Origin of the sequence: Streptomyces sp. NPDC058469 (assembly GCF_042721125.1) — a bacterium.
Lineage (GTDB): Bacteria > Actinomycetota > Actinomycetes > Streptomycetales > Streptomycetaceae > Streptomyces.
Map to the genome: position 1 here is coordinate 1 of NZ_JBHXME010000128.1, position 24,310 is coordinate 24,310.

Genomic DNA, 24,310 nt, shown 5'->3' on the forward strand with positions numbered 1-24,310 from the left:
GCATGGCACAGGGGCCGAACGGCGGCACACGCGCTCGACCAGCTTGTCCCGCGCCCGGGCTCGGCCCTGCCGGTCGCCGCACGGAAGTCGGAGCTTCTGGTGCTCGGGTCGCAGGGGCTGGGCGCCGGGCCGCCGGACATTTGCTCGGCTCCGTCGCGCTGGCCCTGGTGGGCCGGGCCGAGCGTCCCGTTGTCTTCGTGCCCGCCGGAGCGGATGCTGCGGCCCAGCCTGTCCAGAACAGCTCCGGGACCGCCTCCGAGACGGCTCCGGACCGCGACGTCGTACTCGTTCTCGGCTGCGGCGAATTCCCAGACGCCGTAGTTGAGTTCGCCTTCGACGCGGCCAATCGACGTGCGGTCGCCCTGTGGATCGTCCACGGTTACGCCTTGGGAGTAATTGACGTTGGGGCGTGCTGGCCTGGCGGGTCGGCGGGTGGGTGATCAGCAAGCGACCTGCCGGGCGAGCACCAGTTCGGTGCTCAGCTTGCGGCGGGTCGCCCGCCGGGCGGAGCGGTCGGATACCAGGGCGGCTATCGCGAGGTGGGTCTCGGGGTAGGTCTCGCGGCGACCCATGAACCGCTGGAGCGGGCGCCACTGCTTGTACTCAGCGTTGGTGTGTTCCACGCAGATCCGGGCGGAGGACTGGCGGCGTCGCTGTTCGCGCCAGGCATGGTGCTCGCCGAGTGGAGCGTCGTCCTTCGGCTTCTTCGGCGGGGCGCTGACCTGGTCGGGGAACTCGTTGGCCAGTCCCCGGTAGCCCTCGTCGACCTCGGCCTCGACCTTTGGGTGGTGGCGGAACTGCTCGGCGATGCCCTCGGTACGCACGGCGGTCTGGTCGTGCATCCGGCTCGGCCGTACGACCCCGCTGAACAGGGTGCGGCCCTGGCCGTCACTGAAGGTGGTGGTCTTGATGGTGTTCTGCCTCTTCTTGCCGGACACGAACGCCTTGCGGCCGGGGCGGCCCGCGCGCGGGCGCCGGACCTGCACCTCCGTGCCGTCGATCCGCAGCCTGACGCCCTCCGCGGCGGTATAGGCGAACAGGTCCTCCAGCGTGTGCAGCCGCAGCCCCGGCCGGCCGGGCACCGCGAAGCCCCGGGCCGCCAGCAGCGGCCGGAGCTCTCGGATCGCGCCGGAGACGGTCGAGCGGTCCACCCGGTACAGCTCGGCCAGTGCCGCGTGCGGCAGGCCCAGCCGCAGGTGGACCAGCGTGACCAGGAGCCGGTCGGTGAACACCAGCCGCTGCTTGCGCCCGGCCCCGGCGGCCCGCCGCCGTTCCCCGCCCCGCCGCTCGCGCAGTGCGGACTCACGGCGGGCCTGCCACTTCGGGGCGAGTTCTTCGAGCAACTCGCCGAAGCGTGCGCGAGAGACCCCGGACAGGCCAGGATGGGAACAGGCCGCACGGGCCCAAGTAAGCGTCACAACTCACCCAACCCGCACGGCCCTTCTCCTGTCACGGTCAGGCCCGGCCGGTACTGCCCCAAAACCCGCCCGGGCCGCCCGGCCCTGGCGAGACGCCCCTCATCCTCCCTGCGCCTTGACGTGCTCGATGACCTCGTTGAGGTCCTTGGTCGGCGAGAAGTCGATGTACTCGCAGTCTTCGAGCGCCACCGGGGCGTGGCCGGGCGGCCAGTAGAAGGCCTCACCCGCTTCGTAGAACTCGTCACCGTCCGGCGTCCGCATCTTCAGCCGCCCCTTGAAGAGGTAGCCCCAGTGCGGGCACGGACACAGATCGCCGGCCAGACCCTCAAGAGCCGGCCCCATGTCGGTGCCCTCGGGAAACGTCACAAAGGCAACGGACATGTCTCCACCGACGTCCTGCATACGAAACTCCACCCCGCCACCTTCGATGGCGACAGGAGTGTCCTTCCGCGTCGTTGCTGTCATAGCTCCTCCCTGCTCACCTACTAAGGGAAACAGCAGAACCCCTCCCCTCCAGCCTGGACCCTGGAGCTACGCACCGCGATGCGGATTTGGGGTCGAGATCAGAAACCGAGACTGATCCTCGCCCGCATGACGACCCGCTGATCACCCACCAGCCGAGCCGCCAGGCCAGCACGCCCCAACGTCAATTACTCCCAAGGTCGTTAGAAGGAGTCCTCGTCCGGCTCAGGTCAGGCCGGTATCGCCGGGGAGCTGGCGCAGGAGGCACGAGGGTCGCAAACCGACGAACTGCGGCTGTGGCTGTGGCGGGACAAGTTCCCGAACGCCGAAGTGATTGAAGAAGCCGTGGTCGGCCAGGCCGGTTCCCACCTGGCCGACGTTGCACGTGAAGCCTCGCTGCTCGTCATCGGCCACAAGCCCCGGGTCGGCCCGCTCGGCGCGCTCGTCGGCCCGGTGACCTATGCGGTGCTGCGCGCCACGGCGGTGCTCGCAGTGGTGGTTCCTCACGACTGACGCGCACTTCGTCGGGGTGGCAAACGGCCGACGCACGCGACCACGCCCGCTCGTCCGAGCCTTGGACGAGCGGGCGCCGGAGGCCAGATGTCAGGCTTCGGTCGGCTGGTCGACGGGGACGAGCAGGAGCCCCGTGACCAGGTCCGGGCGGATGCGGACCGCGTAGTCCATCGGCTGCCTCACCCAAGGGCGCAACAGCGCCTGATAACGGGCCAGTTCGCCGGGGTCGGTGACCAGGTGGGCATATCCCGTGACCACCACGCTCCAGCCGAGGTGAGTGTCCGGGTCGATGGCGTCGGCTTCGTAGGCCACCACGACTCCCGGGCCGTCGGCCTGGAGGGTGCGCGAGGTCAAGGCCGCGCCCTCGTGTGTGCGGATGACGATGTTCCCGTCGTCCACGATGTGGTTCACCGGGCGAATAGTCGGCAGTGCTTGCCGGGTGAAGGCGATCCTCCCCATCGGGACGCTGCCCAGCAGCCGCAGTGCCTCCGCGCCGTCGATCTCGACGGTCCGGTCCGGCGGCTCCGCGGCGACCGGCTGTTCTCGGTCCGGGGCCTCGGGAGGCCTCGCGACAGGTTCTTCGCTCACTGCTCGGTGTCTCCGGCCTGCGGCCCACCGGAGCACCGGGGTGGCGGCCGATGGGTGGGGCGTCTGGGGCTGATCAGGCCATTCGAGCCGCTCCGGTGTTGGTCGGGCTAGGGCCGTTCGGCCCTGGGACGTGTCCGGTCGGCCCTTTGCCCCAGAGTCTGCCGGGCGGGCGGGGGGCCGTCGTCGAGGCGGTAGCTGAGGCCGTTGACCACTCCGACGACGCCCTCCAGCCGCCACACCGCCCTGATCGCCTTCGGGACGTCGCTACGGCGTTCCAACGGGCCGGTCAGGGTGACCAGGCCGTCGCGGACGAGCACGGTGACGGTGTCGGGGGCCAGACCGAGAGTGCCGACCAGGACGTCGTCGGTCACCTCACGGCGAATGTCCCCGTCCGTGCGGAGGAAGACACGGAGCAGTTCGCGAAGGGTGGCGATGCCGATCAGGCGGTTCTCCTCGCCCACCACGGGCAGCCGCTCGATGCCACGGCGTTCCATCACCCGCGCGGTGTCCGGGACGGGCTGTCCCGGTGCGCGGTGACCGCGGGCGTCGACATCAGGTGCTCCGCCGTCGCGATGCACCCCTCTTCGGCGCCGGCCCGGCGTGCCTGCTCGCGTACCAGGTCGGCCCCGGAGAGCACCCCCAGCACCTTGTCGTCGCGGTCGACGATGGGCACCCCGCTGATCCGGTGCCGCTCCAGCAGCCGGACCACTTCTCTGAATGGTGTCATGGGATGTGCCCGGACGACGTCACTGGTCATCACTTCACCGACGGTGTGGGTCTTCACGGCACTTTCCTCCAACACCTGCGGTGGAAGGGAACGGCCGTCCAACTGCCTTGCCGGGGCTGGCCGTTCCCCTCCCGTCGGGCGACGGGCCGTCGCCCGGAGCATGCCTCACGGATCCTGCCGACCGTCCGCCGGGCCACCGCGCCACGGGGGCGGTGTTACCGACCTACGGGCCGTGTCCTCGCGGTGCACCACTCGATCCAGGCGGGTACGCAGCCGGTCCTGCAACCGGTCCGCGAGCTCGTGCGCGCTCGCTTCCCGCGCATGGACGACGAGGAGATCGCTTCCCACCCGGATCTCGGCCCGGCCGACCACGGCTGTTCGGCGTGCTGCGCCGCGGCCCTGGCGATCTGCACCTCGCCGCCGACCGGAGCGAGCCCCGGGCTGTGTTGAGGACCGCGCTCAGCTTGGACCGCAGTTAGGCGAGTGCTTCCTCGTCCACGTCCCCCTCGGTCCGCACTTGTAGGGCGGCAGGCGGAGGGGTGTTGACGGCGGTGTCCTTGAGCGTCATCTGCTCCACTCCTTTGATCGTTCGTCAGCAGTTCCAGACTGGCCCTGGTACCGAGGGCGCACACAGGGCCGCCTGGCCCTGTGCTCGGGCCAGCGGGTTCCGTTTCCGCGTCGGCGAACTGCCGGGCCAGGCTCGGCGTCGAGCGTCGTGTTCAGGCGTTCATCGCCACTCAGGCCGGGGACTGCCCGGAGGGGACGGCCATTGATCGAGTTCTCGGTCCCGGAGCATTCCTCCAGGGACTTGATCCCATATGCTCACCGGCTTGGGGCGGCTAACGTGGCACGTGACCGGAGCGGTAGGCCGGCGCTGTGGCTAGGCGATCTGGAGGATCACCGGTGGGAAGCCCTGAGGAGTCCCGAGAGGCCCGTGTCCGGCTGCCGCAGCTGAAGATGGACGATCTGCTGGAGGAGCTGCAGGCCCGGCTGGACGCGGCCCGGGGCACGCGTGACCGTGTGCACAGTCTTCTGGAGGCGGTGCTTTCGGTCGGCCGGGAGCTGGACCTGGAGCAGGCCCTGTACAGCATCGTGGAGGCGGCGGCGGTTCTGGTCGACGCCGAGTATGCCGCGCTCGGTGTGATCACCCCGGACGGGAAGGCCCTGTCGGCTTTCCACACGGTCGGTGTCACCGAGGAGCAGATCGCCGAGATCGGCCCCTATCCGGAGGGCCACGGCATCCTGGGTGAGCTGATTCGCCACCCGGAGCCGCTGCGGCTGACGAAGATCTCCCAGCACCCCGCGTCGTACGGCTTCCCGGCCAATCACCCGCCGATGAACAGCTTTCTCGGTGTCCCGATCCGGGTGCGTGACCAGGTCTTCGGCAACCTGTATCTGACCGAGAAGCGTGGAGGCGTGCAGTTCGACGAGGACGACGAGTCGGTGCTGTCGACGCTGGCCGTGGCGGCCGGCGTCGCGATCGACAACGCTCGCCTTTACGAGGAGTCCCGGCTGCGCGAACGGTGGCTGCAGGCCAACGCCGAGGTCACCTACAGGCTGATGTCCGGCGGTGCACCTGCCGATGTCCTCGCCCTGATCGCCGAGCGGGCCGGCGAGATCACGGGATCGGCTCTCGCGGCGGTGGCGCTGCCGATGGAGGACACCGGGTCGCTCGCCGTGGAGATTGCCGTCGGGATGGACGCCGAGTCGCACCAGGGTCTCGTCCTGTCCATGGACCGCAGCCTGATGGGACTGGCCTTCTCCAGCGCCACCCCCGTCACCAGCGCGGACGTAGGCAACGACGGTCGCATCTCGCTGGATCCACCGCGCTTCGGAGGACTCGGTCCTGCTGTGGCGGTACCCATCGGTACGGCAGAGGCGGGTGTGCGCGGTGTCGTCCTGCTCGCGCGAGAGGCCGATCAGCAGCCCTTCTCGGGGACGGAGACCGAGACCCTGCAGTCCTTCGTCGCCCAGGCCGCCATTGCGATGGAACTGGCCGACCGCCGCCGCGACGCGCAGGAGATCGCCGTACTCCAGGACCGCGACCGGATCGCCCGTGACCTGCACGACCTGGCCATCCAACGGCTGTTCGCCACCGGTATGACGCTTCAGAGCGCCGGCCGTTTCATTGAGCACGAGGAGGCCGCCGAACGCGTGGTGCGGGCGGTGGACGACCTGGACGAGACGATCAAGATCATCAGGTCGACGATCTTCGGCCTTCGGACGCGCGATGGCGGTGCCGGGACGGGGCTGCGGGCTCGCGTGGTGCGCGCGGTCGGCGAAGCTTCTCCCGTGCTGGGCTTCGCACCCAGTGTCCGTATGGAGGGCCTGGTCGACACCGACGTGTCCCGGGAGATCGCCGACCATGTGATCGCTGTGCTGTCCGAGGCGCTGACCAACGTCGCCCGGCACGCTCAGGCCGACCGTGCCGATGTCGCCCTGGTGACCGACGGCCGCGAGGTGTGTCTGTCGGTCACCGACAACGGCGTGGGCATCCCGGCCGAGGGCCGACGCAGCGGGCTGCGGAACCTGGAGGAGCGGGCCCGGCAACTGGGCGGAGAGCTGGAGTGGACCACTCCGCAGGGCGGCGGCACCACGCTCGTGTGGAAGGTACCGGTGACCGAGAAGTAGGTGGGGGCGGGGGATGGGGAAGATCGAGGTCGTTCCGGAGAAGGTGGCCTGGGTTCTGGTGCGTAATGAGCGAGTGCTGGTGACGCGCAACCGCGGTGTGGACGTTTTCTACTTCCCGGGCGGGAAGCGGGAGCCGGGTGAGTCCGATGCGCAGACCTTGGCGCGCGAGATCGACGAGGAACTCCAGTCCCGGGTCGATACGGCCACGATGGTGCACGTCGGCACCTTCGAGACGCGGGGGGATGACGACGGACGCGCCGAGTTCCGGATGATCTGCTACACCGCTGAGTACACCGGTCCGCTGGTTGCCTCAAGCGAGATCGCGGAGTCGGACTGGTTCGGCTACGGAGACCGTGCGCGGGTCTCGGCAGTGGACCAGATGGTGTTCGACATGCTTCATACCTCTGGCCAACTGCCCTGAGGGACAGGAGTCGAACGGAGTCTGCGACAGCCGACTTCCGGTCGACTTTCCGACCGCCCACGGCACTAGGGGGCACGACTCCCGGTCAGTGAAGGCGAGTTGACGGCTTCCACTGACTCCTGGGACCGGTCCCCGATCGGAACGGTCACCACGGGGACTGTCGCGTGCCGCAGGCACTCTCGGCCCACCGGGCCGACCGAGGGCAGTCCGAAGTTCCCGTGCGCCTTACGTCCAAGTGCCAACAGCAGCGCGCCGCGGGCCTGTTGGAGCAGTACGCGTGCGGGCGGTCCCTCCGCCACGACGCGAAGAACGGCATCGCCGCTCCGGGGTCCCAGGGCCTCGCGCACGGTGGCGGCGAGGATCTGGGCGGCTCGTTCGCGCTCCTGGGCGGGCGTCGGGCCGGCTGGCGCCGGGGCGTAGGGCGCGTGTCCGTTCGCGGCCGGTTCCCAGGCGTGCACGGCGACGAGGTCTGTGTGCAGGGTTGTTGCCTGTTCGGCCGCCCAGCGCAGGGCCGCCATCGACGGTTCGGAGCCGTCGACGCCCACCACGATGCTGTTGCCGTCGGTGTGTTCGGTCATGGGAGCCTCCCTGGTCGGTCTCTTGTCACCACATCGGCCGGGACCCGGCGGCCGTGGCATGGGCCGACGGGGCTGTGTCCGGGCCCGACGGGCCCTTGTTGCCGGCCCTGAAGGTCTGGGCCCCGACGGGTGCCGTGCTCAGGACGCGGCTCCGGGTTCGTCGCCTCCCTGGTCGAGCCGGAAAGGCGGGTAGACGTCGGTGAGGAGTGCCGCGTAGGCGACTACGCGCAGCACCCACCGGTTGAGACCGATCACCAGGTCGAACAGGCCGCGCGGGTAGCGCCCGGCGGCGGCCAGCGAGACCCCGGCGAACAGGGCGAGCAGTGCGATGAGGCCGCCCGACGCCCAGGGCAACTTGAGCCCGCCGAGGAGGAATCCCAGGACCAGGTAGTGCGGAACGGCCAGGAGCCACCACTTCACCAGGACGAGACCGCGGGACAGTTGCTCTGGGTACGCCACGTCCCAGTGAGCGGGGTAGTCGGGCACGTCGGCGAGGGTGAAGGGCGGGTATCGGTCGGTGCCCAGGGCGCCGTACGCGTAGTACGCCACGCGCCAACTCCAGCGCAGCACCCCGGTGTTGAAGTCGAACAGCGGGCGCGGGTAGCGGCCGGTGAACAGGATCGAGAAGAAGGCCACCACGCTCGTCCCCACGAACGCCACCCACAGGAAGAACAGGACGACGTAGTGGGGGACGGCGAGCAGCCACTTCACCAGCCACAGCCAGCGCGACAGGGACGGATCGAGGCTCGCGGTCAACCGGGCGGGGTGGGCCGCGGGCATCGCTTCATTCATGGCGAATGATCCTTTCGGAGAACAAGGCGGTCAACTCCGGTAGTTCCGGTGGTCGTCGTGCTTGCCGATGTAGTGCCGCTCCTCGATGACGGCCTCGCACTCGCCCGGCCGCAGGACAACACCACGGGTACTCATGAACGTGATGAGCCCGATGACTCCCGCCGCCATCAGCCTGAAGCCGACGACGAACGAGCTGTAGCCGAACACCAGGCAGCCGCCCAGTACGGTCGCGCCGATCAGAATGAGAGGAACCGGGACCGTCTCGGCAGGGAGCCGGCGGCATCCTCTATCCGACATCAGCGCCAGCGTCCCGCTCCGATCCCCGGCGGCCCAGGGGCTGAGCGGGCAGGCGGCAGGGCCGAGTGGCCCTCGTCCCAACCGACCATCGGCGAGTGAGGTTGCGGCTGACCCATGAGCAGAGGGAAGTCCGGCCGGCCTGGACTCCCGAACTGACCGCAGACGGCGGGGACATGAGGCCGGGTGGCCCCGTGCGAGGCCCCGGAGACCCCTCCCGCCCGGGCAGTCGAGGAACGACGCTGGCATCGAGGAACACACCGAGTAAGGGGAGGTGCGGATCATGCTTGCGTCCGTCATGTCCGGAGTGGACGGATCTGCGGAGAGCCTGGCCGCCGCCATGGGGGCACCTCCCACGCCTTTCAGGCAGTGAGGGAGGGCGGCCCGGGAAGCGCTGCGCCGCGGCCTGCCGCTGCGGCTCGTGCACGCCTGGGACCGGCATCCGCGCCCGGCAGAGGAAGAGTCCGAGAGCGCGGTCCAACGGCATCTGGCGCGGAACGCCCTCAGGCAGGCACAGGACCGGGTCCGGGCGGTGTGGCCGGACGCACGCCTGGCCAACGAGTTGATGAAGGGTCCCGCGATCGCGGAGCTGCTGGGGGCGGCGGAAGATGCCGAACTGCTGGTGCTGGGCTCGCGCGGCCTGAGCGGGCCCACCGGGTCTCTGGTGGGCTCGGTCGCTCAGGGCGTGATGGCCCGTGCCACCCGCCCCGTGGTTCTCGTCCGGGCCGGCGAGACGGCGGCTGACGAGCTCCTGCCCACCGACGACAACAACGCCGGCCCGCGGACCGAGTACCGGGACGTGGTACTGGCCGTCGACCTGGACGCACCGGGCGACGCCGAGATCGAGTTCGCCTTCGAGGCGACCCGGCTGCGCGGCGCGCGGCTCCGTGTTGTCCACGCCTGGCAGACGCCGATCCTGGGGCTCGGTCCCGGCGAGGTCGACCTGCTCAACGACCCGCACCGGGCCGAGGAATGGCAGAACCTCTTGGCCGGCGCGCTGCGGTTGTGGCGCGACAAGTACCCCGACGTCGAGGTCGTCGCGACGGTCACCAAGGACCGGCCCCAGACCACGCTGATCCGGGCCGCCTCCGGCGCGGGTCTGCTCGTAGTCGGCCACCGCATCGCCGAGCGGCCTCACGGCCGACGTACCGGCCCCGTGACCCACGCCGCCGTCCAGCACGTCGACTGCCCGGTCGCCGTGGTCTCGCACGTCTGAGGAGCGACCACCGTGATGACGTACTGGAACCAACTTGGCATGAGCGGCTGGGACTGGTTCGCGATGTCGATCGGCTCGGTCCTGCTGTGGGCCGTGTTCCTGACCTCCGCCGTCCTGCTCATCCGCAACCTGACTCACACCTCTCAGCGTCCGAACACCCTCGCCGCGCCCTCGCCCGAGCAGGTGCTCGCCGACCGGTTCGCCCGCGGGGAGATGGACGAGGAGGAGTACCGCAACCGCCTTGCCGTCCTGCGTACGGACGGTTCCAGGCTCACCGAACACTGAGGTCCGGGGCGGGACGACGATCGACGGGAGAGCCCCGTCCGTCGTCCCACCCCGATGTTTTCCAACGCAGGCGCGTGGATCGTCCCGCCACCGCTGCGATACCGGGCCGCCGGCGACGGCGGCCCGGACTGTCCGCCGAGGGTCCTGATCGTCCGGGGACTCGTCGGGCCCAACGGGTCCGCAGGCGGGGACCGGTTGGTGTGTTGGTGGGTCCGTTCGGCCCCTGTGGGAGTGCCGGGGGTCGCACGAGTCTGGAGTCCAGTGGAGCGCCTCTTCCGTCCAGGGAGGGTGCCTGGAGAGGGGTGGACCGTGATGAGTGGACCGGTGGTCGTGGGAGTGGATGGTTCGCGGTCGAGTCTGGCGGTGGTGGAAGTCGCCGCGCAGCAGGCCGAGCGGCTCGGGGTCGGTCTGGAGCTGATGCAGGTCATCGGTTGGCCGTCCGGAGGTGCACCGGCCGGAATTCCCTCATGGGATGCGGGCAGGACCGGTGCACGTGCCTCGACGAGCGGTGCACTGGCCGAGGCCGAGCAGCGTGCGCACAGCGCCGCACCGGGTGTGAGGATCTCGCGCGAAGTCCTTGTCGGCGAACCTGGGAACGTGCTGGAGGCGGAGTCGCACCGCGCGTCCCTGACCGTCGTCGGAAGCAACGGCACACCAGGGCACGGCCCCCGGCGCGACGGCTCGGTCGCCGGGCACCTGTCCGCACGCGCGTCCGGTCCGCTGCTGGTGGTGCGCGGCAGGCCGAACCCGGCAGGCCCCGTGCTGCTCGCCGTCCATGGCACGTCGACACTCGGTGAAGCCGCCGAATTCGCCTTCGCCGAGGCCTCGTTGCGGGGAGCCGACCTGGTGGCCGTGCATCTGCGGCAGGTCGTCGCGACGCGGCCGTACGGCGGGTTCGGTACCGCCGTGGCGGAGGACGACGAGGACTTCGCGCTCGCCGAGACCTTGTCCGAGCTGCGCAAGAGGTACCCGGACGTCACCCTGCGCTGCCGTCGGCCACAGGGTCGATCCCGCCGGGCCCTCGTCGAGGCCAGCGCGGACAGCCAGCTCCTGGTGGTAGGGGTACGTGGCCGGTCCCGGTTCGGGGGCGGCCTGCTGGACCCGGTCGGCCGGACCGCCCTGCGCGAGGCCGACTGCCCCGTCGCCCTCATCCGCTGCTAGTCCCGGCGGACGGCCGCAGCAGGGAGTGGCCGGTGGAACACCAGACGGTGTTCCACCGGCCACTCGCACGTGCGGCGGACGATCGGATCCAGGACCATGACTCCGGAGGACGGTCAATCAACGGGCGGCCACACCCGACTCGGTGGTCGGCGGTGCTCCCTGCTCCAATGACTGCCCCGCCGACCGGCGCGGTGAGGCGGGCCCCTGCCTGCCGTAGCCCAGGCGGAGCACCATCTGCGCGTGCTCCCGTCGGCCGTCCGCGAGTTGCTCGCGCAGGTCGGGCCACTCCAGTGCCTGGTGGAGGAGGGATGCCCGCACGCCGTGGGCGGTGGCCACCAGCAGGACGCGTTCGAGAGCCTCCCCGGCGCGCAGCCAGTCGGTCCTGCGGTCGTGGGGTGTGGACAGTACGGCGATGGAGGGCCGTTTCTCGAAGGGGCGGGCGGCGAGCGCCGTCGGGTGCCGGTGGGCGCCGAAGTCCCGGAGCGGTATCTGCTCCCGGAAGTCCTGCGGACCGATCGCCTCCGGAGGTATGCCGAGCGACTCGGCGTCGGGAGGGTGGACCGAGCGGCGGCTCTCCACGGCCCGGCCGGTGTCGGCGGTGTTGCGATGCTCCGCCTCCCGGGTCAGTCGTAGCAGCCGGTCGGTCTGCGCGGGTCCGGGGAGGTCCAGCACGGCGCCTTCCGCGTGGGCGGCCTCGGTCAGTTCGGTCAGCACGGAGGCCGGAACCGGTCGGTCGGAGAACGGGAAGCGACTGCTGTGCCGGCGCCACAGGGCGTCGTACAGCTTCGGCGCCGCTGAGAAACGGGTGGTTCCGGCGAGCCGTACGGTGGCCAGCAGGTCGGGTTCGTCGGGCCGGGGGAGTCGCCGGGTCACGGGTTCCCAGCCGCAGTGGGCGACCGCGACGCGCAGGTTGAACAGTGCGCAGCCGACCGAGACGTGCAGGGCGCGTCCCGACGGGTCGGTGTGCCGCAGGCCGCGTTCCGCGACCGCTCGGATCTCCAGCGTGACCGTGTCCGGGTCGAGCCGGAACCGCCAGGGCTGGGTGTTGTGGATCGAGGGCGCGGCGACGGACGCCGCGATCAGCGTCTCCAGGGTCGGGACGTCTAGAACCGTGCTGGACATGGGGTCTCCTCCCCGCCTCGCGCCCGAAAGGCGGCCGGGCTGTTGGCTGTTCCTGCCCAGCGTGGTGCCGCCGGGAGGGCCGGAGGGAGGGGCCGTACGGCCTCGGGTCGCGCCGGATGGCCCGGCGCGCGGCTCAGCGGCTCGAACGGTCGCTGGACTCCGGCTGCTCCAGGTGGGAGGCGAGGACCGCGGCCTGCACCCGGCGCTGAACGCCCAGTTTGGCGAGCAGCCGGGAGATGTGGTTCTTGACGGTCTTCTCCGACAGGTAGAGCCTCTTGCCGATCTCGCGGTTGGTGAGTCCGTCCCCGATCAGTGCGAGGATCTCCCGCTCGCGCGGGGACAGGCTCGCCAGCTCGGGCGCGATCCCCGGTGTCGGGGTCGGCTCGGCCCGCAGGGAGCGCATCAGGCGGGCCGTGGTCGCGGGGTCGAGCATCGACTGGCCGGAGGCGACGGTGCGTACCGCCGAGACCAGGTCGGTGCCCCTGATCTGCTTGAGCACATAACCGGATGCCCCGGCCATGATGGCGTCGAGCAGGGCGTCCTCGTCGTCGAACGAGGTCAGCATCAGCACCGCCAACTCCGGCATGCGGTCGCGTAGTTCACGGCAGACGGTGATGCCGTCGCCGTCGGGGAGGCGTACGTCCAGGACGGCGACGTCCGGCCGTACCGCCGGGGCCCGCACCAGCGCGTGCGCGACGTTCTCGGCGTCGCCGACCACCGAGATGTCCTCCTCGGCGTCCAGGAGGTCGGACAGGCCGCGTCGCACGACTTCGTGGTCGTCCAGCAGGAAGACGCGGATCGGGTCCTGTGCGGTGAAGGTGCGTGCCTCGGTCATCTCGACCCTCGTTCCCCGGAGTGTGAACGGACTGCGGGCCGTCCGTGACCTCGATCATTACGCGCCCGGCCCGGAAGCACTAGGGCCGACCGGCCCAACCGGCCCTAGTGACGTGTCCTGACCGGCCCCCACATGACGGTCCGGTGGCCCCTCCCTGCGGCGATCCCCCAATGGGACCTTCCTGGTGTTCCCGTCTTGAGATGCCTGTGAGGGGGTGTGACCGATGCGGAAGACCAAGCGCGCGAGGGTCCTGGGGTGGCGGTGGCGGCGCAACGAACTGCGTCGGCAGAGCGATGCGGTCGAGGCGTGGATCGTCCTCACCGCCTGGGCGCTCGCGACAGCCGGGGGAGCCGTCGCCGGCCTGGCGGGTGCTCAGGCCGTCGATACCGCGCAGGCGAGGCACGGGGCGGAGCATCGACCGGCCACCGCCGTGCTGCTCGGCACCATGCCGCGCGGTGCACGCGCCGGGGTCGGCTACAACCGCGTGAAGGCGAAGGTGCGTTGGACCGACGCGCAGGGCACGGTCCGTACCGCCACGGCGGACGTGAAGGCTGGGGCTGTCGCCGGCGGCACGGTACCGGTGTGGTCGGACGGGCACGGCCACCTGGTGGGCGAACCCGTGAGCCCGGCCGTGGCGACGGCACGCGTGGTGATGGCCGGAACGGGGGTCGGACTGGCCGGTGGGCTGTTCCTGTTCGCGGGCGGTCGTCTGATCCGGCTGCGGGTGGAGCGGCGGGCCACCGAGCGGTGGGGCGAGGAGTGGGAGCTGACCGGGGAGCGCTGGGGGCGCAGGACCGGCTGAGACACCGTTGCCCCGCCGGTCGTCGGTGACCGGCGGGGCAACGGCTTACGAGTTCACGGCACTTGGCGCTATGCGGAGCGGTCGTCGGGCCTGTCGAGCCCGAACTCCACGTCCACGACCCCCTCGACGGCTCGTGCCAACCGCGCGGCCACGGGAACCAGGGACGTGTCCCGCACCCGGCCGCCGAGTCGTACGATCCCGTCCCGGACCTCGACCCGCACCACCGACGCCGGACCGGGGAACAGATACGCCACCACCTCGCGCCGTATCTCCTCCGCGATCTCCTCGTCGTCCCGGAGGAACACCTTCAGCAGGTCGGCCCGGCTGACGACGCCCTCCAGCCGGCCCGCGTGGTCGACGACGGGCAGTCGTTTGACCTTGGCCCGTGCCATGGTCCGCGCCGCCTGCGCGAGGGTCGCGCCCGCGCCCACGGTCAGGCAGGGCGAGGTCATCAGCTCGCCGGCGGTCACCGAGCCGGCCTTCGCGAGGTCGGACAGCCGGCGCAACTGGGTATGCCGGTCGGGGTCGTCGTCGCGGAACTCCTCCTTGGGCAGCAGATCGGCCTCCGAGACGATCCCGATCACCCGCTCCGCCGCGTCGAGCACGGGCAGGGCACTGACCTTCCGCTCCTGCATCGTGCGCACGATGTCCTTGAAGGCGGTCCCGTGAACGACGGTGGCGACGGTACGGGTCATCACGTCGCTCACGATGTGCGGTGATCCATGCATGGCCACTCCTGGTTCGTCATGGTCCGTCGGCGCGGTCACCGCATGCCACCGCTGCCGTACGGGGCGTACAGGTCCAGCAGCCGGGTGCGGGCCGCGCGCAGCCGGTGGGCCACGATGTCGCCCACCCACTGGAAGACGTTCACGCCGAACGCGGGATCGTCCATGCACAGGGTGCGTACGGCCGTGGCGTCGAACTCCCAGGCCCGCACCGGGGTCGTCGCCTCGGCGGCCAGGTGCCAGGTGTGCGGGCCGAACAGCCAGGACCAGCCGACGAGTTCGTTGTGTCCCAGCGATTCGATGACGGCGGCCTGGCGGCCGGGCACGTGCATGTCGAGGGCGATCGTGCCGGTGCGGATGATCCAGAACCGGTCGGCGCGGGCGCCCTCCTCGAAGAGCCGGGCGCGCTGCGGGATCGACACCTCGCGGGCGAGCCTCATCAGCTGTTCGCGGTGCTCCGGGGGCAGGGCCCGCGGCATGCTCATGGTCGGGGAAGCGTTCATGGCGGACCTCCGGAAAGCGTGTGTATCTACCACTTCCAGCGTCCGCCCGTGTGTCCCGACCGGCCATGGGCCACCCGGCCCGCTGACCGGGCCGACCGGTGCCCCGGGAGAGCTCTTCGGCATCCTGTGCCACTGGGCTGCCGGCGGTTCGATGAAACCGAGAGAGGGACTCGACCGACATGAGGGGGTGGACACCGTGGGTACGACCTTGGCGCCGGAGTTCTGGAGGCAGTTCGCCGTCCTGCTGGTGATCGCGACCGCGGTCACCGTCGTGGTCAGCGCCGCACTCGATGCGCTGGTGTTGCGGATGCGTGCCCGCCGGACAGCGCAGCGGCCGTCGGTCGCACCGGTGGTCCGCACGCACCGGCCGACCCGGCGGACGCCCGTTCACCACTGACGCCGTTCGTGAAGGGCTGCCCCGCGCGCGTGCTCGTTGCCCTCGGCGGCAACACCCTTCCACGTCGCGCCGACCGCTATGCGGCCCGTTGTTGAGCAGGACATCAAGGCCGCGTTCCTGTTCGTGCCCACCAGTCCATAGAACGGATTGGTGGGCACCGCTGCGTTCGCGGACTCGGCGCCACGAACGACATCGTGTAGGGCCGCGCGGGCTCCATCGTCCCTCTTTCTGAACCGGAGATCTCCGGTCAGCCGACGGCTGTGCGCTTGGCGTGACCGGGTGCTAGATGTCGTTGGAGTCGCTGTGTGCCGACGCGAGTTCGATGCCGCGGATTCTCCGGAGCCAGCCGACGAACAGCCGAAGGGCGATGCCGCAGCCGGCACACCAGCCCCAGCCCTCGGTGACGAGGGCGTGGAAACCGTCCTCGCACTCGACGTACACGACCTGCGCGCCGACAGCCAGGGTGATGAACCCGTGTGTGCGTGTCTCCACCGACAGGAGCCAGTCCACGGGCAGCCACAGGGGAGCGGTGAGGTCACGCAGCCGCATACGGAGCGCCGCCCAGAGGAACCCGAGGGCGTAGCGCAGCCTGCGGCGTCGGGAGAGGGTGATGCCGTTGCCGGGATCACCGGCCAGGACCGAGGCCCATTCCTCGCGGAGGTGTGACCGGCGCTCTCCGGCGACGAACGAAGCGAGGTCCAGGGTCCGAAGACCTGCCCGGGCGTTCTGGGTATGTGTGCTCGTAGTGGCCTCAGGGTCCAGGTCTTGCTCCGGGGGCCTGGTGCGCAGTGAGGTGAGCAGCAGCGCGATGGCACTGCCGAGGATCGCGACCGCGGTCACGGCACCGGCCGCCCATCCGAGGGTCAACATGTTCTTCGCGAACGCCGGTTCGGGGTCGAGCAACTTCACGGCGTAGCCGACGAGAAGGAAGATCAGCGCGGCAGCGCCGGTCAGTACCGGCGTCAGCACCGCGACAACAGCCAGCGTTCCAGCGCGGGAGAAGACCTCCACAGTCGGCTCGTCCGCCCTCACAGCGCTCCCCCTTCAGCTGTTGAGTGCAGCCCGAAGAGTCGAGGCTTCCGCGCTTTGGCCTGGTGGGCCGCTTGCTGGCCGACGGCGGTGAGTTCGTAGTAGTACCGCTTCGGTCGTCCCGGGTGTTCGCCCGATTCCTCATACCGAGTCGCCCACCCCGCGTCGACCAGTCGCTCAAGGATGGGATAGACCGTCCCGGATCCGAGGTCGGCTTCCTCGCAGATCTTGAGCCCCCACGCGGGGTCGTCGGCGGTGGACGTCAGCAGCACCTTGATGACCTCAAGAGTCGGGCGCGTAAGACGAATTGATGCCATGTCACGAGTGAAGCAGCACGCCGACCATATGTCGAGTACGACAGTTGGTCGGTCTTGGTGTCTTCGGGCCGACGGTCCAACCGGCCCTGCGGAAGGGGACGTTCAGCCCGGCGCCGACGGACCAACGGCATCAGGTGGAGGACGGCCCGGCGCACAAGAGTCAGGGGTGCAACGAACGACCCGACACCTCGAAGGGACCACGATCATGGCTGTGCACGAGCACCCGCACCGCAGCTCCGGCTTCCACCTGCCCACGTTCCGCAGGAACGGCTCGGCGTCGGACGGCGCCGTGACGGCAGCCGCCACGGCGACCACCGTGACGCGTGCTTACGCGTTCGCATCTCTGCGCCTGCTCACCGGGTTCGTTTTCTTGTGGGCGTTCCTGGACAAGACGTTCGGGTTCGGTTACGCGACGCCGTCCGGCAAGGGCTGGATCGACGGCGGTTCGCCCACCAAGGGCTTCCTGAGTTCAGTTGCTGCCGGTCCGATGGAGTCGACGTTCCATGACTGGGCCGGTGCCGGTTGGGTGAACTGGCTGTTCATGCTCGGTCTGCTGGGCGTCGGTGTCGCGCTGGTTGCCGGTGTCGCGTTGCGGCTGGCTGCTGTGGCGGGTACGGCGATGATGGCGTTGATGTGGATCGCTGAGTGGCCGCCTGCGAAGCACCTGTCGGACGGCACGGTGAGCATGTCGTCGAACCCGTTCGCCGACTACCACCTCATCTATGCCGTCGTTCTGATCGCCCTCGCGGCGGCGGGCGCCGGCGCCACCTGGGGTCTCGGCAAGGTCTGGGCCACGCTGCCCATCGTCCGCGACCACGCCTGGCTGCGCTGACCGCAGGAGAAACGGTGGGCCCCTCGCGAGGGGCCCCATCCTCCGGCTGCCCATTGGGCCGATCGGTCCCTGTCGGGGACCTGCGGCCCCTGCTGCGGGAACCCCTACGCCACGAAGCTGGAATCACATCCCGTTGAGGAGGAAGAACCATGGTCCGCAGTGTGGTCACAGGTCTCGATGGTTCACCCGAGAGCCGAGCCGCCGCCGAATGGGCGGCCCGCGAGGCGGAACTGCGCGATCTGCCACTGAAGATCGTCCATGTCTGGGAGCCCGTCCCGGACCCGCTGGCCCAGGCCCCGCTGATGGGCGCCGAGACGCAGCAGCACTGGAGCGAGCGGATTCCGCGCGAGGCGGGCGAGGGACTGAGGCTGCACCACCCCGGTGTAGACGTGACCGTGGAGCAGGTGACCGGCACGCCCTCGGACGCGCTGGTGGATGCCGCGAAGGATGCCGACCTGCTGGTTCTCGGCTCGCGTGGACTGAGCGGTGTCGGCGGATTCCTCGTCGGTTCGGTCGGTCTCTCCGTCGTAGCGCGCGCCGAACTGCCCGTGGTCCTGGTCCGAGCTGACGAACAGGCCGCCGACGAGGATGGGACGAGCCCCGCGTCTGCCGCCTCGAACCGGCCCGTGGTCCTCGGCCTCGACGCCGAGGGGCCCGCCGACGCGGTGATCGAGTTCGCGTTCGCCGAGGCCGCCCGGCACGGCACCACCCTGCGCGTCGTCTACGGCTGGAACCTTCCGCCGTACTACGCCTACGGCTTCGCGCTGGACGCGGGCCTGCACGAGGAACTCTCCCGCGAGGAGACCGATTCCCTCACTCAAGCCCTGCGCCCGTGGAGGCAGAAGCACCCCGGCACCGAGGTCGTCCTGGAACCGCGCGTCGGCAGCGCCGCCGATCACCTGGTGGACGCCTCCCGCGCGGCCTCCCTCGTCGTCATCGGCCGCCGTATCCGCCGAGGTGCGCTTGGCGCCCACATCGGCCCCGTCGCGCACGGCGTCCTGCACCACTCCACCGCCCCCGTGGCCGTCGTCGCACACGACTGACCCACCCCCATCCGTTTGAGGAGCAGCAGTCATGAAGGCAGCCGTTGTACGAGCGTTCGGCGAGCCCCTCGTCATAGAGGAGCGCCCCGATCCCGAGCCCGGCCCCGGCGAGGTGCGCGTCCGTGTCGAGGCGTCCGGGCTGTGTCACACCGACATCCACGCCGCGCGCGGCGACTGGCCGGTCAAGCCGAACCCGCCGTTCGTGCCCGGCCACGAGGGCGTCGGCCTCGTCGAGAAGCTCGGCGACGGCGTCACCCACCTGACCATCGGGCAACGGGTCGCCGTGCCGTGGCTCGGCTGGGCCTGCGGGCGGTGCGAGCACTGCCTGTCCGGCTGGGAGACGCTGTGCGAGCAGCAGATCAACACCGGCTACGGCTGCGACGGCGGCTACGCCGAGAAGATGCTGGCCTGGGCCGACTTCGCCCAGCCGGTGCCCGACGGCGTCAGCGCGATCGAGGCCGCCCCGCTGACCTGCGCGGGCGTCACGACGTACAAGGCCCTCAAGGTCGCCGGCGTCCGCCCCGCCCAGCTCGTCGCGATCTCCGGCGTCGGCGGGCTCGGCCACCTGGCGGTGCAGTACGCGAAGATCGCCGGGGCGACCGTCGCGGCGATCGACGTCACCGACGAGAAGCTCGAACTGGCCGCCGAACTCGGCGCCGACCTCGTCATCGACGCCCGCAAGGAGGACGTCGGCCAGGTCCTCAAGCAGCATGGCGGTGCTCACGCCGCCATCGCGCTTGCCGTGAACGAGGCCGCGTTCGCCGCCGTCAACTCCGGTCTGCGGCGCGGCGGCAAGCTCGTCATGGTCGCCCTGCCCGCGCACGGCACCATCCAGGTCCCGATCTTCGACACCGTCCTGGGCGGCACCTCGGTGATCGGTTCGATCGTCGGTACCCGCCAGGACCTCGACGAGGTCTTCCGGTTGCACGCGGCGGGCCGTACGAAGGTCATCTACCAGACTCGGTCGCTGGACACCGTCAACGAGTCCATCGCCGACGTGCTGCGCGGCGAGATCAAGGCCCGGATCGTCTTCGACTTCACGGCGGGGCGGTGACCACGATGACGCTCCCCATTGTCGTGGGCGTGGACGGCTCCGAGCCGAGTCTGCGCGCCGTCGACTGGGCGGCCGACGAGGCCGCGCTGCGCGGAATCCCGCTGAAGGTGGTGTACGCCTCGCTGTGGGAGCGCTACGAAGGCACTTCGATCGCCGAGGATCTCGCCAAGCCCGACGAGCAGGTGTTGGCCGAGGATGTCGTCGACACCGCCGCACGCCGGGCACGTCGCCGCCAACCGGAACTCGACGTGAGTGTCGAGGTGTTGGCGGAGGAACCCGAGTACGCGCTGGTGCGGGAGAGCCGCAGCGCGTCGGTGCTGGTGACGGGTACCCGTGGCCGGAGCGGTCTCGCCGAGGCGCTCCTGGGTTCCGTGAGCCTGATCGTGGCCGGATACGCGCAGTGTCCGATGATCGTCGTGCGCGGCGACCACGACAACCAGGCCCGGACCGGCACGCACGGCCGCATTGTCGTGGGTGTCGGAGAGAAGCCGGCGGGCTCGGCGGCGGTGCGCTTCGCCTTCGAGGAGGCGCGGCGATGTGGGGTGCAGGTGGAGGCCGTACGGGCCTGGCGCTGGCCCGCGCACGAGTCCACCGACCATCCGCTGATGGCCGGCGAACCCGCCCGACTGCACGAGCAGCAGGCAGTGGAGGCGCTGGAAGCGGCGCTTCAGGACGTTCCCGCCGATGTCGCATCTCACCGCCGTACGGTCGAAGGCCACACTCGGACCGTGCTTGTGGACGCCTCACGGGACGCCGACCTCCTGGTCGTCGGGGCCAAGCGCCGCCCCGGGCACTACGGGCTCCAACTGGGCCGGGTGGCACACGGAGTGCTGCACCACTCCGCCTGCCCGGTCGCCATCGTGCCCGAGCATGCATGAACGCGCTGACCACCTGCTCGGAGACTCGCCGCGTGATCGGGTACGCAGGTCCGCAGATCGCGCGGCGGACGCCCGGTGCTCTCAGCGCTGCGGCGGGTCACCAACTCCACTTGTAATGCGAGCAGTTGTCCCACGTACGGCCGGCGCGGCAGCCTCGCCGCACTTTGCCTGCCATGCCGCTTTTCCTGCCCTTGCCCCATGCCGATGACTCCCGGAGCCACTGATGAACAAGGCCGAACACCCGGACGCGACCGGACTCTCCGACGACGAACTGCGCACCCTGGACGCCCACTGGCGAGCCGCCAACTACCTTGCCGCAGGCCAGATCTACCTGATGGCGAACGCGCTGCTCACCGAGCCCCTCCGGCCCGAGCACATCAAGCCGAGACTGCTGGGCCACTGGGGTACCTCGCCCGGGCTCAACCTCGTCTACACCCACCTCAACCGGGTGATCAAGGCACGTGATCTGGACGCGCTGTGCGTGTGGGGGCCAGGACACGGTGGCCCTTCCGTGCTCGCCAACTCCTGGCTGGAGGGCAGCTACAGCGAGACCTATCCGAACGTGAGCCGCGACGGGGCCGGGATGGAGAGGCTCTTCAAGCAGTTCTCCTTCCCCGGCGGCGTGCCGAGCCACGTGGCGCCGGAAACCCCGGGGTCCATCCACGAAGGAGGCGAGCTGGGATACTCGCTCGCCCACGCCTACGGCGCCGCCTTCGACAACCCGAACCTCCTGGTCGCCTGCGTGATCGGCGACGGCGAGGCGGAGACCGGCCCGCTCGCTGCCGCCTGGCACTCCAACAAGTTCCTCGACCCCGTCCACGACGGCGCCGTCCTGCCGATCCTGCACCTCAACGGCTACAAGATCGCCAACCCGACGGTGCTGTCCCGCCTCCCCGAGTCCGAACTCGACGAGCTGCTGCGCGGCTACGGACACGAGCCGATCCACGTCACCGGCGACGACCCGCTCAAGGTGCACCGCGCCATGGCCGCCGCGTTCGACGACGCGCTGGATCGCATCGCCGTGATGCAGCGGACCGCCCGCGAGGACGGCGTCACCGAGCGGGTGCACTGGCCCGTGATCGTGCTGCGTACGCCCAAGGGCTGGACCGGACCCGGCGAGGTCGACGGCGTCCCGGTCGAGGGCACCTGGCGCGCGCACCAGGTCCCGCTGTCCGAGGTGCGTGAAAACCCTGAGCACCTACGGCAGTTGGAGGCGTGGCTGCGCTCCTACCACCCGGAGAAACTGTTCGGTGCCGAGGGCCGACCCGTCGAGGACGTCCTCGCCTGTGTGCCCGAGGGCACCAAGCGGCTCGGCTCCAGCCCGTACGCCAACGGCGGTCTCCTCGTGCGGGATCTGCCGATTCCGTCCCTGGACCGGTTCGCGGTCCCGGTCGACAAGCCGGGAACGACCCTGCACGAGCCCACCCGCATCCTCGGCGACCTCTTGGAAAAGGTCATGCACGACACCTCGGCGAGCCGCGACTTCCGTCTCGTCGGCCCCGACGAGACCGCCTCCAACCGCCTGCAGGCCGTGTTCAACGCCAGTGGCAAGGCCTGGCAGGCCGAACTCCTGCCGGTCGACGAACACTTGGACCGCCACGGCCGCGTGATGGAGATCCTCTCCGAACACACCTGCCAGGGCTGGCTGGAGGGCTATCTCCTCACCGGTCGGCACGGCATGTTCTCCTGCTACGAGGCCTTCGTGCACATCGTCGACTCGATGGTCAACCAGCACATCAAGTGGCTGAAGACATCGAGGGAGTTGCCGTGGCGGGCGCCCATCGCCTCCCTCAACTACCTGCTGACCTCGCACGTGTGGCGCCAGGACCACAACGGCTTCTCGCACCAGGACCCCGGTTTCGTCGACCACGTCCTCAACAAGAGCCCCGAGGTCGTACGGGTCTACCTGCCGCCGGACGCCAACACCCTGCTGTCGGTGGCAGATCACGTCCTGCGCAGCCGCGACTACGTCAACGTGGTCGTCGCCGGCAAGCAGCCCTGCCACGACTGGCTCTCCATGGACCAGGCCCGCGCCCACTGCGCGCGCGGCGCCGGAATCTGGGAGTGGGCGGGCACGGTGAACGGCGGCGAACCGGATGTCGTCCTCGCCTGCGCCGGCGACGTCCCCACCCTGGAGGTACTGGCCGCCGCCCAGTTGCTGCGCCGCCACCTGCCCGGGCTCGCCGTGCGTGTCGTGAACGTGGTCGACATGACCCGGCTGCTGCCGCGCGAGGAACACCCGCACGGCATGAGCGACTTCGAGTACGACGGCCTCTTCACCGCCGACAAGCCGGTCATCTTCGCCTACCACGGCTACCCGTGGCTCATCCACCGGCTCGCCTACCGCCGCGCGGGCCACGCGAACCTGCATGTGCGCGGCTACAAGGAGTCCGGCACCACGACCACGCCGTTCGACATGGTCGTCCGCAACGACCTCGACCGCTACCGCCTCGTCATGGACGTCATCGACCGCGTCCCCGGCCTCGCGGTACGCGCCGCCGCCGTCCGCCAGACCATGGCCGACGCCCGCACCCGCCACCACGCCTGGATCCGCGAGCACGGCACCGACCTGCCCGAGGTCGCGGACTGGACCTGGAACGCCTGACCCGCCCTCCCTCGCAACCCCTGTGCGACGTAAAGGAGTTCACCGTCATGACCGTACGCGTCGGTATCAACGGCTTCGGCCGGATAGGTCGCACTTATCTGCGCGCGGCACTGGACCGCGCCGAGGCGGGCACCCAGGACGTCGAGGTGGTCGCGATCAACGACATCACCTCGGCCGCCACCCTGGCCCACCTCCTGGAGTACGACTCGACGTTCGGGCGCATCGGCCGGGAGGTCAGCCACGACGACAGCTCGATCACCGTCGACGGCAGGCGGATCGCTGTCAGCGCCGAACGCGACCCGGCCGGCCTGCGCTGGTCCGACTACGGCGCGAGCATCGTCGTCGAGTCCACCGGACGCTTCCGCGACCGCGACGCCGCCGCCCTCCACCTCAAGGGCGGCGCCCATACGGTGCTGCTCTCGGCTCCGGGCAAGAACGTGGACGCCACCATCGTGATGGGCGTCAACGACGACGCCTACGACCGGCACAGCGACCGGATCGTCTCAGCGGCGTCCTGCACCACGAACTGTGTCGCCCCGATGGTGAAGGTGCTCCACGAGACCTTCGGCATCGAGCGCGGCATGATGACCACCATCCACGGCTACACCAACGACCAGTCCCTGCTCGACGGCCCGCACAAGGACCTGCGCCGGGCCCGTTCCGCGGCGCTGAGCATCATCCCGACCAGCACCGGCGCGGCCCGCGCGGTCGGGCTTGTGATGCCGGATCTGGCGGGCGCCCTGGACGGCATCGCCGTACGTGTCCCGGTGGAGGACGGATCGCTCACCGACCTCGCGGTGGTGCTGAACCGCGAGACGACGGCGGAGGAGGTCAACGCCGCTTTCGCCGAGGCGGCGGACGGCCCGTTGAACGGCATCCTCCGCGTCACGAAGGCCCCGATCGTCTCGCGTGACGTCATCGGCGACCCCGCGTCGTGCATCTTCGACCCGGCGCTCACGCAGGCGAACGGCACCCTGGTGAAGGTCTTCGGCTGGTACGACAACGAGTGGGGCTACACCAACCGCCTCCTCGACCTGACGGCGCTGGTCGCCGACGACTGAGCACGACCGCGAGAGGCCCCG

General features: G+C 70.2%; 27 protein-coding genes and 2 pseudogenes. 15 read left to right on the plus strand and 14 right to left on the minus strand.

The annotated features are described in order from the left end of the window. The 3 genes from ACFWP5_RS38255 to ACFWP5_RS38265 all read right to left on the minus strand — a co-directional run. Window positions 1–377: hypothetical protein (locus ACFWP5_RS38255; RefSeq protein WP_384167657.1), on the minus strand; the 377-nt coding region annotated here is incomplete at its 3' end. A 63-nt stretch (window positions 378–440) separates the two neighbouring features. After that, a complete protein-coding gene (locus tag ACFWP5_RS38260) occupies window positions 441–1,418 on the minus strand; it encodes a transposase family protein (protein WP_384167660.1) in 978 nt (325 codons plus the stop codon). Between the two features lie 99 nt (window positions 1,419–1,517). Further along, entirely contained in the window at window positions 1,518–1,799 is a 282-nt protein-coding gene (locus tag ACFWP5_RS38265) for a hypothetical protein (RefSeq protein ID WP_384167663.1), read from the minus strand. Window positions 1,800–2,132: 333 nt separating this feature from the next. On the opposite strand from ACFWP5_RS38265, the gene ACFWP5_RS38270 reads away from it, so the two are divergent. Further along, window positions 2,133–2,393, plus strand: a complete 261-nt coding sequence (locus ACFWP5_RS38270) for a universal stress protein (RefSeq protein WP_384167755.1) — start codon at window positions 2,133–2,135, stop codon at window positions 2,391–2,393. A gap of 90 nt (window positions 2,394–2,483) precedes the next feature. On the opposite strand, the gene ACFWP5_RS38275 is transcribed toward ACFWP5_RS38270, so the two are convergent. Further along, window positions 2,484–2,981, minus strand: coding sequence for a pyridoxamine 5'-phosphate oxidase family protein (locus tag ACFWP5_RS38275; protein ID WP_384167666.1), 498 nt, complete (start codon window positions 2,979–2,981; stop codon window positions 2,484–2,486). Between the two features lie 107 nt (window positions 2,982–3,088). Beyond that, a pseudogene (locus ACFWP5_RS38280) lies at window positions 3,089–3,738 on the minus strand (CBS domain-containing protein). A gap of 213 nt (window positions 3,739–3,951) precedes the next feature. Between ACFWP5_RS38280 and ACFWP5_RS38285 the strand changes: the two are divergent. From ACFWP5_RS38285 to ACFWP5_RS38295, 3 genes are all read left to right on the plus strand, one after another. Beyond that, window positions 3,952–4,158, plus strand: coding sequence for a hypothetical protein (locus ACFWP5_RS38285; protein ID WP_384167669.1), 207 nt, complete (start codon window positions 3,952–3,954; stop codon window positions 4,156–4,158). A 453-nt stretch (window positions 4,159–4,611) separates the two neighbouring features. After that, window positions 4,612–6,339, plus strand: coding sequence for a GAF domain-containing protein (locus ACFWP5_RS38290; RefSeq protein ID WP_384167671.1), 1,728 nt, complete (start codon window positions 4,612–4,614; stop codon window positions 6,337–6,339). A 13-nt stretch (window positions 6,340–6,352) separates the two neighbouring features. Next, the gene (locus tag ACFWP5_RS38295) at window positions 6,353–6,760 is read left to right on the plus strand and encodes an NUDIX domain-containing protein (RefSeq protein ID WP_384167674.1); all 408 of its coding nucleotides are present in this window, start codon (window positions 6,353–6,355) and stop codon (window positions 6,758–6,760) included. 65 nt (window positions 6,761–6,825) lie between these two features. Here ACFWP5_RS38295 and ACFWP5_RS38300 read toward each other — a convergent pair whose 3' ends face one another. The 3 genes from ACFWP5_RS38300 to ACFWP5_RS38310 form a co-directional block, all read right to left on the minus strand. After that, the gene (locus ACFWP5_RS38300) at window positions 6,826–7,338 is read right to left on the minus strand and encodes a universal stress protein (RefSeq protein WP_384167677.1); all 513 of its coding nucleotides are present in this window, start codon (window positions 7,336–7,338) and stop codon (window positions 6,826–6,828) included. A gap of 138 nt (window positions 7,339–7,476) precedes the next feature. Further along, window positions 7,477–8,130 (minus strand): DUF4389 domain-containing protein, encoded by a 654-nt coding sequence (locus ACFWP5_RS38305; protein ID WP_384167680.1) that lies wholly within the window; start codon window positions 8,128–8,130, stop codon window positions 7,477–7,479. Window positions 8,131–8,160: 30 nt separating this feature from the next. Further along, window positions 8,161–8,427 (minus strand): hypothetical protein, encoded by a 267-nt coding sequence (locus tag ACFWP5_RS38310; RefSeq protein WP_384167683.1) that lies wholly within the window; start codon window positions 8,425–8,427, stop codon window positions 8,161–8,163. A 280-nt stretch (window positions 8,428–8,707) separates the two neighbouring features. On the opposite strand from ACFWP5_RS38310, the pseudogene ACFWP5_RS38315 reads away from it, so the two are divergent. From ACFWP5_RS38315 to ACFWP5_RS38325, 3 genes and pseudogenes are all read left to right on the plus strand, one after another. Continuing rightward, window positions 8,708–9,640 (plus strand): annotated as a pseudogene (locus ACFWP5_RS38315) (universal stress protein). A 15-nt stretch (window positions 9,641–9,655) separates the two neighbouring features. Beyond that, a complete protein-coding gene (locus tag ACFWP5_RS38320) occupies window positions 9,656–9,925 on the plus strand; it encodes an SHOCT domain-containing protein (protein WP_384167686.1) in 270 nt (89 codons plus the stop codon). A 312-nt stretch (window positions 9,926–10,237) separates the two neighbouring features. Beyond that, window positions 10,238–11,086 (plus strand): universal stress protein, encoded by an 849-nt coding sequence (locus ACFWP5_RS38325; RefSeq protein WP_384167689.1) that lies wholly within the window; start codon window positions 10,238–10,240, stop codon window positions 11,084–11,086. A 117-nt stretch (window positions 11,087–11,203) separates the two neighbouring features. On the opposite strand, the gene ACFWP5_RS38330 is transcribed toward ACFWP5_RS38325, so the two are convergent. Both ACFWP5_RS38330 and ACFWP5_RS38335 read right to left on the minus strand, forming a co-directional pair. Beyond that, a complete protein-coding gene (locus ACFWP5_RS38330; RefSeq protein ID WP_384167692.1) occupies window positions 11,204–12,208 on the minus strand; it encodes an Acg family FMN-binding oxidoreductase in 1,005 nt (334 codons plus the stop codon). A gap of 133 nt (window positions 12,209–12,341) precedes the next feature. Further along, on the minus strand, window positions 12,342–13,043 hold the full coding sequence (locus tag ACFWP5_RS38335; RefSeq protein WP_384167694.1) for a response regulator: 702 nt from the start codon (window positions 13,041–13,043) through the stop codon (window positions 12,342–12,344). Window positions 13,044–13,266: 223 nt separating this feature from the next. Between ACFWP5_RS38335 and ACFWP5_RS38340 the strand changes: the two genes are divergently transcribed. Further along, complete coding sequence (locus ACFWP5_RS38340) at window positions 13,267–13,845, plus strand: hypothetical protein (RefSeq protein WP_384167697.1); 579 nt, start codon at window positions 13,267–13,269, stop codon at window positions 13,843–13,845. 68 nt (window positions 13,846–13,913) lie between these two features. Here ACFWP5_RS38340 and ACFWP5_RS38345 read toward each other — a convergent pair whose 3' ends face one another. Next, window positions 13,914–14,573, minus strand: coding sequence for a CBS domain-containing protein (locus tag ACFWP5_RS38345; protein ID WP_384167700.1), 660 nt, complete (start codon window positions 14,571–14,573; stop codon window positions 13,914–13,916). A 35-nt stretch (window positions 14,574–14,608) separates the two neighbouring features. After that, complete coding sequence (locus ACFWP5_RS38350; RefSeq protein WP_384167703.1) at window positions 14,609–15,073, minus strand: cyclic nucleotide-binding domain-containing protein; 465 nt, start codon at window positions 15,071–15,073, stop codon at window positions 14,609–14,611. Between the two features lie 196 nt (window positions 15,074–15,269). On the opposite strand from ACFWP5_RS38350, the gene ACFWP5_RS38355 reads away from it, so the two are divergent. After that, window positions 15,270–15,470, plus strand: a complete 201-nt coding sequence (locus ACFWP5_RS38355) for a hypothetical protein (protein ID WP_384167706.1) — start codon at window positions 15,270–15,272, stop codon at window positions 15,468–15,470. Window positions 15,471–15,752: 282 nt separating this feature from the next. Here the strand turns inward: ACFWP5_RS38355 and ACFWP5_RS38360 are convergent, their stop codons facing one another. Beyond that, window positions 15,753–16,502, minus strand: a complete 750-nt coding sequence (locus ACFWP5_RS38360) for a hypothetical protein (RefSeq protein WP_384167708.1) — start codon at window positions 16,500–16,502, stop codon at window positions 15,753–15,755. After that, window positions 16,499–16,816: a PadR family transcriptional regulator gene (locus ACFWP5_RS38365; protein WP_384167711.1), complete on the minus strand. Its 318-nt coding sequence runs from the start codon at window positions 16,814–16,816 to the stop codon at window positions 16,499–16,501. Before ACFWP5_RS38365 ends, ACFWP5_RS38360 begins: the two co-directional genes overlap by 4 nt. 205 nt (window positions 16,817–17,021) lie before the next feature. Between ACFWP5_RS38365 and ACFWP5_RS38370 the strand changes: the two genes are divergently transcribed. The 6 genes from ACFWP5_RS38370 (at window position 17,022) to gap (ending at window position 24,289) form a co-directional block, all read left to right on the plus strand. Next, the gene (locus ACFWP5_RS38370) at window positions 17,022–17,648 is read left to right on the plus strand and encodes a hypothetical protein (protein ID WP_384167714.1); all 627 of its coding nucleotides are present in this window, start codon (window positions 17,022–17,024) and stop codon (window positions 17,646–17,648) included. Between the two features lie 149 nt (window positions 17,649–17,797). After that, window positions 17,798–18,691 carry a universal stress protein gene (locus ACFWP5_RS38375; RefSeq protein WP_384167717.1) on the plus strand — a complete coding sequence of 298 codons (894 nt, stop codon included), beginning with the start codon at window positions 17,798–17,800 and terminating at the stop codon, window positions 18,689–18,691. A 31-nt stretch (window positions 18,692–18,722) separates the two neighbouring features. After that, window positions 18,723–19,745 carry an alcohol dehydrogenase AdhP gene (adhP, locus tag ACFWP5_RS38380; RefSeq protein WP_384167719.1) on the plus strand — a complete coding sequence of 341 codons (1,023 nt, stop codon included), beginning with the start codon at window positions 18,723–18,725 and terminating at the stop codon, window positions 19,743–19,745. 5 nt (window positions 19,746–19,750) lie between these two features. Continuing rightward, a complete protein-coding gene (locus ACFWP5_RS38385) occupies window positions 19,751–20,623 on the plus strand; it encodes a universal stress protein (RefSeq protein WP_384167722.1) in 873 nt (290 codons plus the stop codon). 223 nt (window positions 20,624–20,846) lie between these two features. Then, window positions 20,847–23,228 carry a phosphoketolase gene (locus tag ACFWP5_RS38390; RefSeq protein WP_384167725.1) on the plus strand — a complete coding sequence of 794 codons (2,382 nt, stop codon included), beginning with the start codon at window positions 20,847–20,849 and terminating at the stop codon, window positions 23,226–23,228. A 47-nt stretch (window positions 23,229–23,275) separates the two neighbouring features. Then, the gene (gene gap / locus ACFWP5_RS38395) at window positions 23,276–24,289 is read left to right on the plus strand and encodes a type I glyceraldehyde-3-phosphate dehydrogenase (protein WP_384167728.1); all 1,014 of its coding nucleotides are present in this window, start codon (window positions 23,276–23,278) and stop codon (window positions 24,287–24,289) included. The last annotated feature ends 21 nt before the right edge of the window (window positions 24,290–24,310 follow it).

Bases quoted from the DNA above. Each gene is read 5' to 3' on its own strand.
- ACFWP5_RS38325 (WP_384167689.1), top strand. From the start codon at position 10,238: ATGAGTGGACCGGTGGTCGTGGGAGTGGATGGTTCGCGGTCGAGTCTG.
- ACFWP5_RS38320 (WP_384167686.1), top strand. From the start codon at position 9,656: ATGACGTACTGGAACCAACTTGGCATGAGCGGCTGGGACTGGTTCGCG.
- adhP (WP_384167719.1), top strand. From the start codon at position 18,723: ATGAAGGCAGCCGTTGTACGAGCGTTCGGCGAGCCCCTCGTCATAGAG.
- ACFWP5_RS38300 (WP_384167677.1), bottom strand. From the start codon at position 7,338: ATGACCGAACACACCGACGGCAACAGCATCGTGGTGGGCGTCGACGGC.
- ACFWP5_RS38295 (WP_384167674.1), top strand. From the start codon at position 6,353: ATGGGGAAGATCGAGGTCGTTCCGGAGAAGGTGGCCTGGGTTCTGGTG.
- gap (WP_384167728.1), top strand. From the start codon at position 23,276: ATGACCGTACGCGTCGGTATCAACGGCTTCGGCCGGATAGGTCGCACT.
- ACFWP5_RS38390 (WP_384167725.1), top strand. From the start codon at position 20,847: ATGAACAAGGCCGAACACCCGGACGCGACCGGACTCTCCGACGACGAA.
- ACFWP5_RS38305 (WP_384167680.1), bottom strand. From the start codon at position 8,130: ATGAATGAAGCGATGCCCGCGGCCCACCCCGCCCGGTTGACCGCGAGC.
- ACFWP5_RS38335 (WP_384167694.1), bottom strand. From the start codon at position 13,043: ATGACCGAGGCACGCACCTTCACCGCACAGGACCCGATCCGCGTCTTC.
- ACFWP5_RS38370 (WP_384167714.1), top strand. From the start codon at position 17,022: ATGGCTGTGCACGAGCACCCGCACCGCAGCTCCGGCTTCCACCTGCCC.
- ACFWP5_RS38265 (WP_384167663.1), bottom strand. From the start codon at position 1,799: ATGTCCGTTGCCTTTGTGACGTTTCCCGAGGGCACCGACATGGGGCCG.
- ACFWP5_RS38385 (WP_384167722.1), top strand. From the start codon at position 19,751: ATGACGCTCCCCATTGTCGTGGGCGTGGACGGCTCCGAGCCGAGTCTG.
- ACFWP5_RS38345 (WP_384167700.1), bottom strand. From the start codon at position 14,573: ATGCATGGATCACCGCACATCGTGAGCGACGTGATGACCCGTACCGTC.
- ACFWP5_RS38375 (WP_384167717.1), top strand. From the start codon at position 17,798: ATGGTCCGCAGTGTGGTCACAGGTCTCGATGGTTCACCCGAGAGCCGA.
- ACFWP5_RS38350 (WP_384167703.1), bottom strand. From the start codon at position 15,073: ATGAACGCTTCCCCGACCATGAGCATGCCGCGGGCCCTGCCCCCGGAG.
- ACFWP5_RS38330 (WP_384167692.1), bottom strand. From the start codon at position 12,208: ATGTCCAGCACGGTTCTAGACGTCCCGACCCTGGAGACGCTGATCGCG.
- ACFWP5_RS38310 (WP_384167683.1), bottom strand. From the start codon at position 8,427: ATGTCGGATAGAGGATGCCGCCGGCTCCCTGCCGAGACGGTCCCGGTT.
- ACFWP5_RS38365 (WP_384167711.1), bottom strand. From the start codon at position 16,816: ATGGCATCAATTCGTCTTACGCGCCCGACTCTTGAGGTCATCAAGGTG.
- ACFWP5_RS38340 (WP_384167697.1), top strand. From the start codon at position 13,267: ATGCGGAAGACCAAGCGCGCGAGGGTCCTGGGGTGGCGGTGGCGGCGC.